Raw genomic sequence first — 17,547 nt, 5'->3', positions numbered from 1 at the left:
AGGTGACGAACATGTCGATACAACCTTTGCTGGAAACGATGGATAAGCTTCAAGAAGCGCATGAGGCGCTCCTTGAACTTGCCAAGGTGAAGACGCAGGTTCTTGTTAGTAACGATATCGACCAACTGAATATGATTGTAAATCGTGAAACCAAATGGGTTAGAGCCATTGCAGATGTCAATCAGGAAAGAATCCAGTTCATTGGTTCTTACTTGATATCTAGAGGGTATAACCCAAATCCTAAGATTACGATCAGTGATTTAATTAAAATTATTTTCAAGGCTGAAGAGAAGCAGGCGTTGGCATTTGCTCAGAAGAGACTGTCTATAGTGCTTGAAGAACTGCGAGTGGCTCTGGCGCTAAACAAGGATCTGTTACAACAGTCTCTACTCTTTATAGATTACTCATTAGATATAGTTGCAGGATCTCCTGACGATGATGTTGTGTATCATAATCCGGGGCAGCCTTCTCACGGAATTAAACGACCAGGGCTTTTTGATACAAGAGCCTGAGTAACTAATAGATAGTACACTTCAGAATTGAGGGATTACCAATGGGATCAACATTTGGCGGAATTGAGATTGCCAAGCGTGCTTTGTTCTCGCAGCAAACGGCATTGTCGACTACGGGGCATAACATTGCTAATGCGAATACCAAAGGCTACAGCAGGCAAGTGGTGAACTTTACTGCTGCAGCTCCGCTTGAAGCACCAAGTTTTACACGAAGCACAACGCCAGGACAGCTTGGTCAAGGGGTAGAGTTCGATTCCATTAAGCGGGTTCGCGAGGCATTTCTTGATCATCAATTCTATAACGAAAACAAGGAACTCGGGAACTGGTCTGTTCGCAAGGACGCGCTTGAGAAATTAGAAGCCATCACCAACGAGCCTTCTGATACAGGGATTCGCCAAGTAATTGAGAATTTTTGGAACTCGTGGCAAGTGTTCAGCAAAGAGCCCGAGAATACTACAGCTAGAGCGGCGCTAAAAGAAAGTGCGTTGGCTATGACCGATTCATTTAATCATACGGCGACTCAGCTGAATGAATTGAGGAACGATATAACAGAAAATATACGTGTAAAAGTGAAAGAATCGAACACGATTCTGACGCAAATAGCACGACTAAATGGTGAGATTTTTCGCGTAGAGGGACTTGGGAATGATGCGAATGATCTTAGTGATCAGCGCGACCTATTGGTGGATCAATTGTCGAGTATTGTGAATGTGACAGTTGAGAAAAGTGCTGGCGGCTATAATGTGAAAATGGGCAGCGTTATGCTTGTTGAGGGGAATGAAGTAGCTACCAATTTTGCAGAAACACCGCCAGCGAGCGGGTCAGGTTCTTCGACAGGCACGACTGGATTAACATTTGACGATGCTTATAAGAACGGCGATCTGAAGAGTGGAGAAGTATTCGGGATGATCGAATCCCGGGAAACGTATCTAGCCAGCTATCAGTTCCAAATGGATTCCATGGTGAAAGCGCTAGCTGAGGGCACTGTTAAAATTACAATGCCGGCAGGTTCTGTGCTGCCTAGTAAGTTGCCTGCGGGGACAGTTCTTAATGGTGTAACTTATACCGGAACGGAAGTTTTAACAGATAGCCAGCGTGTACTCAAAGCTGATACTGAATTGTCAGTTAAGGGCTTGAACGGTATTCACGGGTTGGGATATAGCATGGAGAACCCGCCAACAGCGGGAATTCCATTCTTCACGATGAAGGCCGGAGCAACAGAGTTTACCGCAGCAAGTTTAACCTTGAATCCAGATATTATTTCCAACGTTTCGAAGTTGGTGGCATCCTCGCGTGTGATGACGGATAGCGCGGGCAATATTGTCAAGGATAGCGACGGTAAGGAAACCTTGGTGAAGGGGAATAACACAATTGCACTGCTTGCATCTGACTTGAGGAATATGAAGGTAGATTTTGATCCCTTGTCTACAGGTATTCCTATTCTAACGAACGGTACCTTTGATGAATTTTTCCGTGCGATTGTTGGTCAATTGGGTGTTCAGTCTCAGGAAGCGGATCGCCAAGCAACCAATCAGAAAATACTGGCAGAACAAGTTGATTCACGTCGGCAATCGGTAAGTGGTGTTTCAACGGATGAGGAAATGGCCAACATGATTAAGTTCCAGCATGCTTATAATGCTGCTGCACGTGCAATGACCACTTATGATGAAATGTTAGATAAAATTATTAACTCGATGGGCGTAGTCGGTCGATAATAAGGGGGCATGACAGCCGATGATGAATAGAATCACGCAAGGGATGATGAATACACAGCTCTTGCGAAATTTGAATTATAATCTAGGGCAAATGAGCCATTACCAAGATCAGACGGCCACAGGCCGCAAAATTAATAAACCATCTGATGATCCAGTAGGGTTAAGTTATGCAATGAGGTATAGATCAGACGTTACGGCTAATGAGCAGTATTTGGAGAATGTAGATACCGCGACATCTTGGTTGGATTTCACGGACACATTGATGGGCCAAGCTGGAGATGCGTTGCATCGAATTCGAGAGTTATCTGTCGAGGCTTCCAATGGAAGTAATCCAAAAACGGCCATGGACGCAATTAAAGCAGAGGTGATGCAGCTTACGGATCAATTAATTACGATTGGCAACAGCAGTTTTAATGGTAAGTATGTATTTAACGGTCAAATGACGGATAAAGCTCCTTATAGCAATAAGGTAACTCAAGTTCCATTTAGTAGCAGCATACAAGGAACCGTTAACGTGAATACGGCTAATGTTACCACTGCGAATAATCAACTTCAGTTAGTTATCGATCGTGGTCAAGAAGTAACAGTGACCCTGCCGCCCAAAGATTATAGTGTCGGAGGCGCGTCCGAATTTGCGACTGATCTGCAGAAGGCCATTAATGATGCACTACCTCAAGGTAGTAGTGTGTTAGTATCTGTGGGGTCAGGCCAGGAGTTGTCAATACAAACGAATAATTCAGGCGCTACTGGTAGCGTTGAAATTACTGGGGGCACGTTGGCGACACAATGGTTGAGCGCCAAGCAAGACTTATCGGATTTAGTGAAGACGACTAATTCTGCTTCGACAGATACGATGTATCATCTAGAAGCCCAATACTCACGGACAGATAATAAAGAAATTTATTTTGATATTGCAACTGGTATCCGCATGCCGGTCAACGTGATTGGCAACGCAGCTTTTGGTAATCCTAGCGACGATGACAACTTATTTAAAGTATTGAATCAGATCACAAATGCGCTTGACCAGGAAAATTCAGCTGGTGTATCGAATCTTCTCGGTAAATTAGATACACGTATGAATTCTTTTTTAGAAACACGTGCGGAACTTGGTGCTAAGTCGAGCAGGGTACAACTTTCGGAAGAACGATTGAAGGACATTAATATTAACCTGAAATCGCTTCAGTCCAAGACAGAAGATGCAGATATGGCTGAACTTATTACAACACTCAAGACATACGAGAATGTCTATCAAGCTTCGTTGTCTGTAGGGGCTAAAGTCATATCACCTACTTTGGTTGATTTCCTTAGATAGTCTGTGATGAGTGTATATGAAAGGTGGTGGACGAGATAGCTTCTATGCCAGTCGTGCAGCTTAGACAGACCTATGCCAGATTAGGCATTGATGCAGATCTTGGTCAGCAATCTATCCGTCAGCCGCGTCCGGACTTTCAAATTACGACTCGAATGGCACAATTGGACGCAACCTATCGGAAAGGCGATCTGACCATTGATCAGAGCCGATCTTGGGAAGCGCTTGGTAAAGGAAATGTATTTCAGTTCACGGCGCTTGTAGCCAATGAGGCTAAAAGTTTGGCTTTACAGGGAATTGCTAAGCGGGTTGAAATCGGTAACCGACTGGCAGCGATTCACAATGGAGGTAACCCGATTGCAGATATGGCAGCGGATAATTTCTTTGAAGACTTTAAATTTAATTATGAAGGTCCATTCTCAACGGATAGTGTGGACATCCAATATAGAGCCAATCGTCCTGAGGTTAACTATGAACCGGGTTCGGTTGATATTCAATCGAAGACCAATTCTCCCGAAATTAGTTACACACCAGGCAAACTAGATATCTACTTAGCGCAAAAAAATTCGATTGAGATGATACCACCTCAGCTGGATCTGAAGGTATAGCGCCTAAGACAGCAATGTTCGCATAAGTGCGATATAATTAGCCCATGCAAGAGAGTAATCTCTTTAGCGTGGGCTACTTTACTATAATTAATTGGAGAGTGCACAGATGCTACTGAATACAATAAGGCTCGGGGAAGTAGAAATTGACGAAGAAAAACTGGTTTTATTCCCAGAGGGAGTGCCAGGATTCGAGGAAAAGCGAGCATTTGCCATATTGACTCCCGATGAGGATATGCCATTCTCCTTTTTGCAGTCTATGGAAGATGGAGATTTATCATTCATTGTCGCTAATCCTTTTGTTTATTTCCCTGATTATGGCTTTGAACTTCCTGTGTCGGTACGTAATGAGCTGAATATTTCCAACGAAGAAGATGTCACAGTCATATGCACAGTTTCAATAAACGAGAAGGATGAGTTCTCCTTAAATTTGCTTGCACCTATCGTAATAAATAGTAATGAAAGACTAGGCAAGCAAGTAATTCTGCATAATTCCAAGTATAGTACCAAACATATTATTAATCTGAGTCTTCAAGAAGAGCCCCACAAAGCTGAACAAATCACAGTTGGGGAGGACTTCTCATGCTAGTTCTTTCTCGGAAAAAAGGTGAGTCCATTATCATTGGCGGAAACATTGAACTCACAGTAATTGGCGTTGAAGGTGATACGGTGAAGTTAGGCATCATTGCGCCTAAGGAAGTTGAAGTTTATCGAAAGGAACTATATCTGTCGATTCAACAGTCAAATCAGGAAGCATCCAAAAACGTGCTGAGAATTAACCAATTGAAAGAAAAGCTGTTTAAGAAATAAAAATGAATAAAAACTAAAATTCTGTCGAAAATTTGTCTGTCAGCTATTACATTTTAGTCATGTCCTCCCGATATATAACATAGACACTGTTTTAGGGCGATCGACCTAGCAACAGTTCATAACCACATGGATGTGGGAAACTTAAATTCAGGGAGGAAATAGCAATGAGAATTAATCAAAATATCGCGGCTTTGAACACGTACCGTCAATTGTCCGCAAACAACGTAAACACAAGCAAGTCCCTTGAGAAATTGTCTTCCGGTCTTCGTATCAATCGCGCAGGTGATGATGCAGCAGGTCTAGCAATCTCCGAGAAAATGAGAGCGCAAGTACGCGGTTTGGACCAAGCGTCCCGTAACTCGCAAGATGCGATCTCCTTGATTCAAACAGCAGAAGGTGCATTGAACGAAACACAATCCATTCTACAACGTATGCGTGAACTTGCTGTTCAAGCGTCCAATGATACGAACGTAGACGTTGACCGTGGCGAGATCCAAAAGGAAATCAACCAGTTGACTTCCGAGATCAATCGTATCGGTAACACAACAGAGTTCAATACAATGAAATTGTTGGATGGTACGAAAGACAACACTGTAAAGGCTGTTGCTGGTCAATATAACACTGCAACGGATCTAGCAGCTTTGGCTAAGGCATCTGAATTGACTTACTCGGGTACTGCTAGCACTAACGGTCCGAAGTTCTCTGGAAACATCACTATTGCGAGTGGAGCTGGTAATGCATTCTCTACTTCGGGTACTTCAGGAACAATTAAAATTCATAGCAGTGGTGGTAAAGTAGTTGTAAACATTGCAACTTCTGGTGCTAGTGGTGGTAAAATATCAGGTCAATACATTGTTTCTGCTGATGCAAGTGGTAAATTCAACTTTGATTCGCTAGGCGTTTCTTTCACAATTACATCAATTGCAGGCTGGGAGTCCGGATCTACTAACCAAGTATCGATTTCTCATGCTAAAGATACAGTAATTGATACTGATATTGCGACAGAGAGCAAGCTGTGGACTTCTGTGACTCGTTCTGGAGCTAATCGCGCTGATATTGCTGATGGATTGAAATCCCTGGATATTGCAAGCGGTATTGCCGCAGGTAAGTATACCATTACATTCACTCATAATGGCGATAAAAGCGGAAGTTTCACAATTACGCATGATGGCGGAACAAGAAGCGGTGCATTGAATGTACTTGCATCGGGTACTTTCGTTTCTGGTGTAACTACCTCAGCGGTTTCCTTCTCAGGAAATGGAATTAGTTTCTCCTTCGACTTCTCGGGTGGTTTTGCATCCGGCGCGAGCGGAAGTGCTACTCTAGAATTTACAGTTAAAAATGCTTCAACAACAGGAACAGACAACTCCTTGTCCTTCCAAATTGGTGCTAACCAGAACCAAGCAATGGCACTTGCTGTTGGTGATATGAGAGCTAACGCACTTGGTATTACTTCCAACAGCAACAAAACAGGATTTGCTTCTGAGGCAAACGTAACAAACGGTACAAATGCTACTAACGTGGAGCGTAGCTTGGATGTTTCTACTTCATCTAATGCATCCAACGCGATTACAGTAATTCAAAAAGCTATCGAGAGCGTATCTTCGGAGCGTTCCAAGCTGGGTGCTGTTCAAAACCGTTTAGAGCATACAATCAACAACTTGGGAACTTCCTCCGAGAACTTGACAGCTGCAGAGTCACGTATCCGCGATGCGGACATGGCTCGCGAGATGATGACGTTCACGAAGAACAACATCCTTACGCAAGCTGCTCAATCGATGTTGGCTCAAGCGAACCAACAGCCACAAGGTGTTCTACAATTACTTCGTTAATTTGCATAAACATAGAAAAGACTCTAGCTATGCTAGAGTCTTTTCTTCTATAAAACTAATTTAAATTAGAAATGGTGGATAATCATGGCGGTCACGCATCGATTTCAAATGTCTGCACACCCAAGTATTTATGAATATGCAGAGAGAGAGCTCAAAGTCTCGTTCAGCTACCCGGAGCATGGGACGAATGAACAGACAGGAATACTTATGCTTATTCCTAATTATGGCCAAACAAGCGATTCATCGATGTTCTTGGAAGCGAGAGGTCGTATTGCAGATGACATGAATATGATTACGATACAATGTGATTATTTTGGATTGGAATTTATGCAGGGAATTCAAAATCCTGTGCTTGAAATCGGAGTAGACGAGCTATCACGAACGCTTTCCAAAAATCACTTTGATTATGTTAATCAAGATAATTCAATAAACTTAAACCGTTTACTTGAAGTGGGCAGGCATTATCCTTTTCATCTGAGAGGCAAGGAAGTTCTTAATGAGACGAAGTCCAATTTCAACGATATGGGACTGATGCAAGCAGTAGATCTTGTAAGTGCTGTCCTTGGGGTAATGGCTATTCTCAAAGATAATCAATTTGCATTCAACCATGAGAAAATAGTGATCTCTGGGGCTGGACACGGAGCTTACTTAGCATATGTATGCAATGCAGTCGCACCAAGACTGTTTCATCAACTTATAGACTATTCTGGATATCTCGTCTCTCCATATTTAGCTCAACCCCGTTATTTGAGCAGCACGATAGGGCAGATGCGTTTAGATGTAGAATTCTCATATTTGGTAAATCAAATCGATGTCGACCTTGAGCTCCTTCGTCTTCCAAACTTGTATAGAAAGTTTCAAAACTATTGCAATATTGTATCGTGCCAAAGTGTTCAGCAAAGCAGTGAGAGTAATTTTTCCAAAGCTCAATTTAGTAATTCGATTCTTTTATCCATGCAGTACGAACCAGCGTCACATATCGAAGAGACTTACAAACAAGATAGTACGAAGTTAATTGATTACGTTCTTCATAACTTTAAAGCAGAGAAAATAAATAAATCCGGTGTTGTCCTGTCGTCACACAGCATAGTAACACCTGGTTATCACTATAATTTTGACTGTTCATCAGGTATGATTATTGCAAGTAGAGTGAAAAATGTGACATCTTCCAACAATTAACGCTAAATTTGACAATAAGATTTCCCGATATATATTATATATCTATTTGAAGGTGGAGGGTCCATGAAGCTTCTGATGCTTGATCGTCAATTTAAATTGTTGAATACTCGAAATACATTAAAGGAAATAGAACAATTAATTAATGAATGCTTAGCGGATTCCGGGCTATATTTCAGCCATTTAACAGCTGATGAAACTGTGCTTTATGGAGAATTCGAGGAATACTTCGAAAACAATTGCAGCCAAATTCAGACAGTACAGGTACACCTATTGACTAAAGAGCAACTGCGCGAGGAAGTTCTGGTGGACCTGAACAAATATACAGAGCGTGCTGAACCAGAAATTGAGTATTTAGCTAGACAATTTGACCGCAATCCGATCGAAGAGACTTGGCGCTCCTTGGCTAATCTGCTGGATGCGATAGGGTGGATGGATGAAGTGCTGGGTAAGCTCAACGAGGAGCCCTTTACATCTTTAAAGGTACGCCTAGAAGGTATGATGCCGGTTATACAGGAATCGGTAGAGAATCAAGATATTTCACTGATTGTAGATATGCTGCTTTATGAAATATTGCCGTTTATTAAGGATATCACTAAAGCAGTGCAGACGGTCATTGACCAAGAGGTAAGAACTTATGATCTTAATTGATAACGTCAAATTACTGAAAAAACAGCACTCCTCGGTTTTGGATTATATGAACGCATATGCTGAGAGTGCAGATTTCTCTCATGTAACCTGTGTTGAAGCAAGAAATCAGGAAACGAACTTATCGGTTGTTAACGAGGGCAAGACTCAATTTTTGCACAGTCAATACAACCCGACGCAAGAAGCGGAAAGATTCGTTGAGGGGTTAGGGAATATATCGAACTATAAGCATGTATTATTCTTCGGAGTGGGCTTGGGTTATCATATCGAGGTTTTTCTAAAGAAATATTCGAATATGAGCTATTTTATGTTTGAACCCAATCCAGGCATATTTTATCGCTTTCTAGAAGAACGATCTTTGAATGATTTCACAGTGAAGCATCTAAGAGGACTTGGTGTCAATATCGAGAATATAGATGCTTTTCTGGCTGGCTTTATGGATAACTTGCTGGAGCATGTATTACTTGTCGTGCCGCCGGCATACGAAAGAGTATTTGCGCAAGAAACGAAGCTCTTTTATGACAAGTTTAAGAAGCGAATTACAGATTACAAAAACTCTCTAGCTGTCAACAAGGGTTATGAGAAGCTCTGGGTGTTTAATAGTATTAAAAATGCTCCTAAAGTGATGAGCACCTCGAATATTGTGAAAGACAAGAGGGTGGTTTTTCAAGATAAGCCCGTATTGTTAGTTGCAGCAGGTCCGTCACTACAGGATGAAATCGAAAATATTCGCTTAATCAAAGATCAGGGCACTGCGTATATCTTCACGGTTGGTTCAGCCAATAAGGCACTGTTGGCCAAAGGAATCGTTCCCGATGCCATGACAACGTATGACCCGAATCCGTGGAATATTAAAGTTTTCGAGGATGTCATTCAAGAGGGACGTCAAGATATTCCCTTGATATTTGGGAGTAGTGTCGGTTATGAGACAGTGGCACAGTATCCGGGTCCGCAACTTCATATGATTACGTCGCAAGATACAGTCTCCTCGTATTTTCTTGACCCATTAGATAGAAGTGAAATTATTGCCGATGCTCCGTCTATTGCTGTTCTGACTTTGCAATTGTTGAGTAAGATGAAGGCGAGTCCGATTATATTAGTTGGGCAAAACTTTGGATTCAGAAATAATCAGTATTATTCTGAGGGGATTCAATATCAGCAGAGACCTAACCAATTGTCCCAGGCTGAGATCAATCAGACCGTCGAAACTGAAAGTGTAGAGGGCGGTATGATACTCACAACGAACAGTCATAACAGTTCGAGACTACAAATGCAAAGTACAATTGCCTCTCTCGGGTTGGAAGGTAAGGTTCTCAATACAACGAGGGGTGGAGCGAAAATCGAAGGAGCCAAGTATGTTCCTTTCCAAGAGGTTATGGAAAAACACCTTTCTAATTCGCGAATGGTAAATCCAGATTGGTATAAATCAGAGCCTACGGAATATTCGCAATCTTACTTTGCGAAGCGAGTGGATCGAATGGAAGATGCTCACGAAGAGATGAATAAGCTAATCAGTAAATTGGCAAAGCTGATAAAGAAAATGGAAGATCATACACAGCGACGTGAGGCACATGTGTTAGAAAATTGCTTCACTAAATTTGATAAATTGTTTAATGAACTAATTAGAAATGATTTTTTCTGTGTCTTTATAAAGCCAATGTTGAGAGTACAATTCGAATTGCTCGGAAAAACTTCTCCTTCTATTTTGAGAGAAACTAATATTTTCGTTAAAGGGAAAAAGGTTGTCGAGCACTTCGGAACCTATTTACTTCATTGTACGGAAGTTCACAAGCTTTGTATGGCTTTGTGGCATGAGTTTAAACAGAAGTCAGAGTCGTGCTTTGAAGAGCAACGAAATTCAGCTAAGGTAGGGATGTCACAATGAAAACGAAACAAATGGAATTCTGGCAAGGTGAATTTGGTGCCGAGTATACAGCAAGGAATACTTATTCCCCACAAGAACTAGATCAAGTTTATTTAGAGCAGTTTGGATATTCCCGTTCAGACATGAACCGAGAGTTTTTAAAAGGATTAGAAGATTCCAGGACTTTGGAAGTGGGATGTAACGTTGGAAACCAGTTGAATGTATTGCAGGAAATTGGCTTTCAGAAGCTGTATGGGCTAGAATTGCAGTGGTATGCAGTTGAGAAAGCGAAGCGCTTGACGAAGGAGATCAATATTGTTCAGGGTTCGGCATTTGATTTGCCCTTTAAGGATGGCTATTTCGATCTGGTATACACTAGCGGGGTGTTAATTCATATATCTCCTAACGATATTCATGTAATTATGGACGAGATGTATCGTGTTAGTTCGAAGTATATATGGGGCTTTGAGTATTATTCAGATCGTTATGAAGAGATCGTTTACCGAGAAAATAATGATAAAATGTGGAAAGGGAACTTTGCGCAGTTGTTTTTAGAGCGTTTTCCTGATTTGAAAGTGGTAAAGGATCAAAAGTTCCCGTATCAAAAAACATCGAATGTCGATCAGATGTTTCTTCTAGAAAAGAAATAATAGGGAGAAGAGTACGGTGGCCAATTTGGAAAGTGCTTTTATCAATGGTAAAAAAATATATTTGCGATCGATTTCAGAATCGGATTTAACTGGAAATTACCTAAGATGGTTCAATGATTCCGATGTGACAGAGCATATGATTAAAGGTACTTATCCTACAACAATAAATGATTTGCGGCGTTATTACGATCAGGTCATATTGTCCCAGAAAAATCTCATATTAGCCGTTATCGAAAAAGAGAATGATGAGCATATCGGTAATATTGGGTTACATGAAATTAATTTTTTGCATCAAAATGCGGAAATGGGAATTTGTCTAGGGGAAAAGCGATATTGGGGAAAAGGGATGGCTAAAGAGGCAATTGCTTTGATATGCCATCACGGTTTCCAACAGTTGAATATGCAGCGGATCGAACTAGGGGTGCTGGCTACTCATCGTAGTGCAATAAGGAGCTATGAGGCCATCGGATTTAAAAATGAAGGAATAAAAAGGAACAAGGTTTATAAAAACGGAGAGTTCGTAGACGTTATCATGATGGCAATGTTGAAAGACGAACTCAATAGGGATTTTCTTTGAACAGTAGAGGAGAAAGTTAATGTACAAGGCGGCTATAGCAGGATTGGGACAGATCGGTTTAATGTATGACTTTGATCCAAAAAGAGTTGCACCGGCAAGTCATACTTTGGCATATAAGCGAACCCCCGACATACAGCTTATTGCTGCTATGGATTCTAGAACCAGCCAAGAACAATATTTGAATAAGTTGTCACCAGAAACCAAATTCTATGATGATCTAGTATTGATGCTGCGGGAAACAAAACCAGATGTGGTCAGTGTATGTACCCCTCCTGAACACAGATTGAAAATCCTGAAAACAATCGTTGCAGAAGCATCACCTAAAATTATCTTCTGTGAAAAGCCCGTGGCCTTGGATGTTTTTGATGCTAAAAAAATTCTCGAATTCGTGCGGTCGACAGATTGCTTAGTCATTCCGAATTTATCAAGACGATGGCTCGGAGGAATGACTCGGATCAAGGAAGCCATTGATCAGAAGATTTTTGGAGAATTGCAAAAAGTACACGTTAAATATACAAGAGGGATATTTAATACGGGTTCTCATATATTCGATTTGATTCATTGGTTTGTTGGGGCGATAGATACTGTTCAGGTGATTGGTCAAGTATACACAACCGCGGACAAAGATAATGATCCATCGTATGATTTTCTATTTAAAACAATAAATGGTACCACCGGTTATGCCGAATCTTTTAATGATGAGCAGTACTACATGTTTGAGCTCGATTTATATTTCGCCAAAGGAAAGGTTGAAATTAGGGAGAGCGGCAATCGAGTTGTATATTTCGAACAGGGATCACATCCGTTGTTTAGCGGGTTCCATAGCTTACATGCGGTAAAAGAAGAAACCAACTTGTTACAGGAATCCACCATTGCTAATGCGATACAAAATATAATAGAGGTATTAAACGGAAATAGTCGCCCAGCATGTGATATTAATGACGGTCTTTCTCCATTATTCGTGGCAGATGCACTGCAACAATCTCATGTTAGCAAAACTATGCAGAAAGTAAAGGTGAAAACATATGGTTAAACTAGCACTATTGGGTGGAACACCGGTTAGGCAAGTTGCGATTCCTTGGGTGAATACCATGGGGGAAGAAGAGTGCGACGCTGTGAACGATGTGATGCGATCCGGCAATTTATCCTCCTTTTTGGGTAGAGCAGGGGATGGGTTTTTGGGTGGGACTAAGGTCAAGGAAATTGAACGCGACTTTGCTGACAAGTTTCAAAGTAAGTTCGCAATTTCCGTTAATTCGGCCACCACTGCTTTACATGCTGCCATTGCTGCGTGTGAAGTTGGTCCTGGCGATGAGGTCTTGGTAACGCCATTTACAATGGTCGCCACAGCCAGTGCGATATTAATGAATAATGGAGTTCCAGTGTTTGTTGACATTCATCCAGAAACGTATAATATGAATCCAACAGAAATCGAACGATGGATTACTCCGCGGACTAAAGCGATCATTGTCGCCAACATTTTTGGGCTCCCGGCGCATTTGAATGAAATTGTAGCCATTGCTCGTAAGCACGGGTTATATGTAATCGAAGATAACGCCCAAGCTCCCGGTGCTACAGTCAATGGAAAGCAAGCCGGAACCATCGGCGACCTAGGGATTTATAGTTTGAACTACCATAAGATCATACACAGCGGCGAAGGTGGAATTATTGTAACGGATAATGAGGAGCTTGCCCGTCGATGCCAGCTTATTCGAAATCATGGGGAAGTAGTTCTCGATGACTTGAACGATAACGAGACGGTTGTTCTTGGATCCAACTACCGAATGACAGAGCTTCATGCCGCAATCGGCATAGAGCAATTAAAGAAATTAGACGGCTTTCTGGAAATCCGCCGCGCATTAGCAGATCAATTGTCTCAAGGACTTCGGGAAATGCCAGGACTTCGGGAAGTAGTTATTCCGGAAGGTTACGAGCATTCTTACTATGTATATCCGATCCAGTACAATAAGGAAACTTGGGGCATCAGCAGGTCAACATTTGCATCAGCAATGAAAGCTGAAGGCTTCCCTCTAAATCAAGGTTATGTCAAACCGATCTACCTCATACCGATGTTTCAACATAAGAAGGTGTACAATCAAACGAATTACCCATTCGCATTCATCGAAGATCCAATTCAAGTATATAAGAAAGGCATTTGTCCTGTGACGGAGCACATGTTTGACGAAGAGCTATTGCTTGCCGATGTATGCCGAGCGCCATTTACATCAACGGATATTAAGGACTTTTTATCCGCAATTCATAAGTTGTGGACGGAAAGAGATCAGCTAAGGGCCTATGAAAAAAATACTGTTTGTAGCACATGACCCCGGTGGATATGAAGTAATTTATCCAGTGTACAATGAATTTCAAGATAATAGTGCAGAGTGTCATTGTGTAGGGCCTGCTGGTAAAATGAATGCCAAACTATTGATCTCGGGTGAGCGGTTTCTAGAACATCTCCTACATCGGTTGAAGAGTAACGAAATAGCTTTACTAGTAACGGGGACGAGCTGGGATAGTGATATCGAACTGCGAGCAATAGAGCTTTGCAAATCTTACCAGGTAAAAACGGTGTCAATATTAGATTATTGGTCCAACTATGCGAGCCGATTTTTACTTGAGTCCAAAGGATATGTTTATCCCGACACATACATTGTGATGGATGAGCTGGCCAAAGCTGAATCAATAATGGCAGGTGTACCGGAAAAGAGTTTGATGGTGCTGGGCCATCCTGGATTAGATGAGTTGGTGCTTAGCGGCAGTCAATCCAAAAAGAAAGAATTGAATACTTGCAAAGCATTATTTCTATCACAGCCGTTATCCAGCTTGTACGGTGATCGTTTAGGTTATACGGAACAACTTGTGTTGTTGGATTGTTTGGAACTGTTCCAGACTATGGATGGTTGGCAATTGGATGTGAAATTTCATCCGAAGGATAAAGAAGAATGGGTTATAGATAACTCACGGTTTCAAGTAGAGGGGAATCTTCGGGAACTTGTTCTGCAATACGACTTAATAATTGGTATGAGTACGATGGGACTGCTTCATTCTGTCTTGTTGGGGGTTCCTGCTATAAGCTACCAACCAAATTTGCAAGAAGAAGATGGATGTATTACGAACAAACTAGGACTGACTCCTTTAATTACATCCAAAGAAGATTTTAGAAAAGCAGTACATCGTTTTATACAAACAGAATCACGTTCAGTAGTACACCATACAGATATGGAAGATTTCATTTGGTTAGATGGCTTGTCCACGGAAAGAGTTTATTCATATTTGAAGGGGGTGGCAGCTGGCAATGAACATTAATGCTATAGTTGCTACAAGAATGACATCAACGCGACTTCCTGGTAAAGTGTTGATGGATTTAGCTGGTGCTCCAGCACTAGTAAGACTGATAGAGCGTTTAAAGCAGTCGAAATATTTGAATGAAATTATTGTTGCTACGACGACGAATCAAGAGGATGATGTGGTCGTTGAAACAGCTCAGATACATAATGTGAAATATTACAGAGGCAGCGAAGAGGATGTCCTTGAGCGGACAGTGAAAGCGGCGGAAGCATTCCATACAGATTTTATTGTACAAATTACTAGTGATTGTCCACTCATTGATGCAGAAACCATAGATTGTGCTATACAGCGGATGTTAGAGCACCCTTATTTGGACTATGTGGGAAATCATTTAGTGAGAACGTATCCGTTAGGATATAGCGTTGAAGTGTTCAGGGCATCGGAGTTAAGCCGTATAGAAAAAATAACGAAGGACCCCGCAGACCGCGAGCACGTTTCTCTTTATTTTTATGAGCGACCAGAGCAGTACAGGCTGTCAAACGTAGAGGCACCTTGGATACTAAGGCATCCAGAATATCGTTTAACGCTCGATACACAGGACGATTATATGTTAATTGCAAAGATATATGACGAGCTTTATCCACAGAAACCGTTCTTTGGTTTATATGACATTGTCAAATTTTTACAAAGTAATCCACACCTTTCGGAATCAAACCGACACATTATACAAAAAAAGGCCAGATGAGGGTTGGGGGAAAATAGTGGAACATTTTTATAAAGGAAAAAAGGTCCTTATTATTGGTGGGACAGGGACAATTGGAAAAAGTATTCTAAAGCATATTTTATTGGATAATCCAGAGGTCGTACGAATTTTAAGTCGCGATGAGCATAAACAATTTGAACTCCAACAAGAAATGTATGAATATACCAATATTCGATATTTAATTGGGGATGTGAGAGATTATGATCGCGTTCACCGCGCAATGCAGGATATAGATTACGTATTTCATGTTGCTGCGATGAAGCATGTTCCTTCCTGTGAATACAATCCATTTGAAGCTATACAGACGAATATCATAGGCACTCAAAATGTGATCCAAGCTTCAATAAATGCTGGTGTGAAAAAAACAGTGTTTACTAGCACGGATAAAGCCATTGCTCCAACCAACACATATGGAGCATCAAAGCTGATGGCTGAGCGGTTAATTTCTGCAGCGCAAAGTCAAACCGGACCCAAACAGACTATATTCGCGGCAGTTCGTTTTGGTAATGTTATGGGCTCTAGAGGATCAGTAATTCCTCTGTTTAAGTGGCAGATCAAAGAGAAACGCCAAATTACCGTAACGGATTTGAATATGAGTCGGTTTATGATGACGCTGCCACAAGCGACTAACCTAACTGTACAAGCGATGAAGTTAGCGATAGGTGGCGAGATATTTGTGTTGAAAATGCCCGTTATCTGTCTAAACGACCTTGCTGATGTAGTTACCAATCTAGCCGCTGAGCAGTTGCATATAGATGTAGCTTCAATAGCGATTAAGGAAATCGGCCTTCGCCCTGGAGAGAAAATGTATGAGGAACTGATGACCGACGAGGAGGCTGTACATGCCTTAGAGCTTCCGGATATGTTCGTCATTCCCAATGCATTTCTTAAAAAGCCGCTCACATACGAGAATGCCAAGCCTGCTTCCAATGAAGGATACAGTTCTCATAATGTAGCAACAATTAGCAGGGAAGAGCTGCGCGAATTGTTGCTTCAGAACAATCTCATGGTGCTCTGAATTTGAAAGGACGGTTTCAGCGTGAAGACAGTAGCAATTATTCAAGCTAGGATGGGGTCAACCAGATTGCCCGGCAAAGTGTTGAAAAGGTTGGAAGATGACACTGTACTCGGACATGTGGTCCATAGATTACAAGCAGTTGATAACATTGATGAAATAGTGGTGGCAACTACAACTAATTCTGAGGATGACGTGATCGAGTCGAAAATGAATACTTATGGCATTAAGGTATATCGTGGAAATGAGCAGAACGTGTTGTCTCGTTATTACGAAGCTGCAGTCAAAGCCGAGGCTGATATTATCATCCGAATCACTTCCGACTGTCCACTTATCGATCCTGATGTTACCGCGGCAGTGATTAGATTTTTCCATGCAGAAAATGCAGACTATGTTAGCAATTCATTGGAACGTTCGTTTCCGAGAGGCCTCGATACGGAGGTTTTCTTAATGTCGGTCCTACAAAAGGCCTTTGAGAATGCCGTCAGTCCAGAGCACTTGGAACACGTAACGCCATATATATACCAAAACCCCCATAGTTTCAAACTTGCATCTTACACTAATGAAATTGATTACTCTAGCTATAGGTGGACGTTGGATACGCAAGAAGATTGGGAGTTAATTAATGAAATTTATCGCAGACTTTATGCGAAAAATTCAATGTTTGGATGGAGGCAAGTTATTGGATTAATGAAAGAATACCCAGAACTGCCGATGATAAATGCCCATGTGGAGCAAAAAAAATTAGGCCAGTAACGACTGCCGAATAAAGGAAGGACT

General features: G+C 41.6%; 18 protein-coding genes. All 18 read left to right on the top strand.

The features are described from left to right. Nucleotides 1–11 precede the first annotated feature (11 nt). The 18 genes from ASG89_RS19855 (at nucleotide 12) to ASG89_RS19770 (ending at nucleotide 17,523) form a co-directional block, all read left to right on the top strand. Complete coding sequence (locus tag ASG89_RS19855; RefSeq protein ID WP_057312812.1) at nucleotides 12–512, top strand: flagellar protein FlgN; 501 nt, start codon at nucleotides 12–14, stop codon at nucleotides 510–512. Between the two features lie 41 nt (nucleotides 513–553). Further along, nucleotides 554–2,227 (top strand): flagellar hook-associated protein FlgK, encoded by a 1,674-nt coding sequence (gene flgK, locus ASG89_RS19850; RefSeq protein WP_057312811.1) that lies wholly within the window; start codon nucleotides 554–556, stop codon nucleotides 2,225–2,227. 19 nt (nucleotides 2,228–2,246) lie between these two features. Then, nucleotides 2,247–3,539 (top strand): flagellar hook-associated protein FlgL, encoded by a 1,293-nt coding sequence (gene flgL, locus ASG89_RS19845; RefSeq protein ID WP_057312810.1) that lies wholly within the window; start codon nucleotides 2,247–2,249, stop codon nucleotides 3,537–3,539. A 44-nt stretch (nucleotides 3,540–3,583) separates the two neighbouring features. Then, complete coding sequence (locus tag ASG89_RS19840; protein ID WP_057312809.1) at nucleotides 3,584–4,144, top strand: DUF6470 family protein; 561 nt, start codon at nucleotides 3,584–3,586, stop codon at nucleotides 4,142–4,144. 106 nt (nucleotides 4,145–4,250) lie between these two features. Beyond that, nucleotides 4,251–4,730 (top strand): flagellar assembly protein FliW, encoded by a 480-nt coding sequence (gene fliW, locus ASG89_RS19835; protein WP_057312808.1) that lies wholly within the window; start codon nucleotides 4,251–4,253, stop codon nucleotides 4,728–4,730. Then, nucleotides 4,724–4,951, top strand: coding sequence for a carbon storage regulator CsrA (gene csrA, locus ASG89_RS19830; protein ID WP_057312807.1), 228 nt, complete (start codon nucleotides 4,724–4,726; stop codon nucleotides 4,949–4,951). Before fliW ends, csrA begins: the two co-directional genes overlap by 7 nt. A 164-nt stretch (nucleotides 4,952–5,115) precedes the next feature. Next, nucleotides 5,116–6,783, top strand: a complete 1,668-nt coding sequence (locus tag ASG89_RS19825) for a flagellin (RefSeq protein WP_057312806.1) — start codon at nucleotides 5,116–5,118, stop codon at nucleotides 6,781–6,783. A gap of 84 nt (nucleotides 6,784–6,867) precedes the next feature. Continuing rightward, the gene (locus ASG89_RS19820) at nucleotides 6,868–7,962 is read left to right on the top strand and encodes a DUF2920 family protein (RefSeq protein ID WP_057312805.1); all 1,095 of its coding nucleotides are present in this window, start codon (nucleotides 6,868–6,870) and stop codon (nucleotides 7,960–7,962) included. Between the two features lie 63 nt (nucleotides 7,963–8,025). Further along, nucleotides 8,026–8,610, top strand: coding sequence for a hypothetical protein (locus ASG89_RS19815; RefSeq protein ID WP_057312804.1), 585 nt, complete (start codon nucleotides 8,026–8,028; stop codon nucleotides 8,608–8,610). Next, nucleotides 8,597–10,492 carry a motility associated factor glycosyltransferase family protein gene (locus ASG89_RS19810; protein ID WP_057312803.1) on the top strand — a complete coding sequence of 632 codons (1,896 nt, stop codon included), beginning with the start codon at nucleotides 8,597–8,599 and terminating at the stop codon, nucleotides 10,490–10,492. Before ASG89_RS19815 ends, ASG89_RS19810 begins: the two co-directional genes overlap by 14 nt. Beyond that, nucleotides 10,489–11,121, top strand: a complete 633-nt coding sequence (locus ASG89_RS19805; RefSeq protein ID WP_057312802.1) for a pseudaminic acid biosynthesis-associated methylase — start codon at nucleotides 10,489–10,491, stop codon at nucleotides 11,119–11,121. Before ASG89_RS19810 ends, ASG89_RS19805 begins: the two co-directional genes overlap by 4 nt. Before the next feature lie 16 nt (nucleotides 11,122–11,137). Then, nucleotides 11,138–11,698 carry a GNAT family N-acetyltransferase gene (locus tag ASG89_RS19800; protein WP_057312801.1) on the top strand — a complete coding sequence of 187 codons (561 nt, stop codon included), beginning with the start codon at nucleotides 11,138–11,140 and terminating at the stop codon, nucleotides 11,696–11,698. Between the two features lie 19 nt (nucleotides 11,699–11,717). Beyond that, a complete protein-coding gene (locus ASG89_RS19795) occupies nucleotides 11,718–12,731 on the top strand; it encodes a Gfo/Idh/MocA family protein (protein WP_057312800.1) in 1,014 nt (337 codons plus the stop codon). Next, entirely contained in the window at nucleotides 12,724–14,022 is a 1,299-nt protein-coding gene (locus tag ASG89_RS19790; protein WP_057312799.1) for a DegT/DnrJ/EryC1/StrS family aminotransferase, read from the top strand. Before ASG89_RS19795 ends, ASG89_RS19790 begins: the two co-directional genes overlap by 8 nt. Further along, nucleotides 13,994–15,007: a hypothetical protein gene (locus tag ASG89_RS19785; protein WP_057312797.1), complete on the top strand. Its 1,014-nt coding sequence runs from the start codon at nucleotides 13,994–13,996 to the stop codon at nucleotides 15,005–15,007. Before ASG89_RS19790 ends, ASG89_RS19785 begins: the two co-directional genes overlap by 29 nt. Beyond that, complete coding sequence (locus tag ASG89_RS19780) at nucleotides 14,997–15,734, top strand: cytidylyltransferase domain-containing protein (protein ID WP_057312795.1); 738 nt, start codon at nucleotides 14,997–14,999, stop codon at nucleotides 15,732–15,734. The genes ASG89_RS19785 and ASG89_RS19780 overlap by 11 nt, the downstream gene beginning before the upstream one ends. A 16-nt stretch (nucleotides 15,735–15,750) precedes the next feature. After that, nucleotides 15,751–16,770, top strand: a complete 1,020-nt coding sequence (locus ASG89_RS19775; RefSeq protein WP_057312793.1) for a UDP-N-acetylglucosamine 4,6-dehydratase family protein — start codon at nucleotides 15,751–15,753, stop codon at nucleotides 16,768–16,770. 21 nt (nucleotides 16,771–16,791) lie between these two features. Further along, complete coding sequence (locus tag ASG89_RS19770) at nucleotides 16,792–17,523, top strand: cytidylyltransferase domain-containing protein (protein WP_057312791.1); 732 nt, start codon at nucleotides 16,792–16,794, stop codon at nucleotides 17,521–17,523. Nucleotides 17,524–17,547: the final 24 nt, after the last annotated feature.

It is taken from the genome of Paenibacillus sp. Soil766 (assembly GCF_001428105.1).
Lineage (GTDB): Bacteria > Bacillota > Bacilli > Paenibacillales > NBRC-103111 > Paenibacillus_E.
The sequence above is the reverse complement of the archived record's forward strand: the minus strand, read 5'-3'. Positions and strand labels throughout refer to the sequence as shown.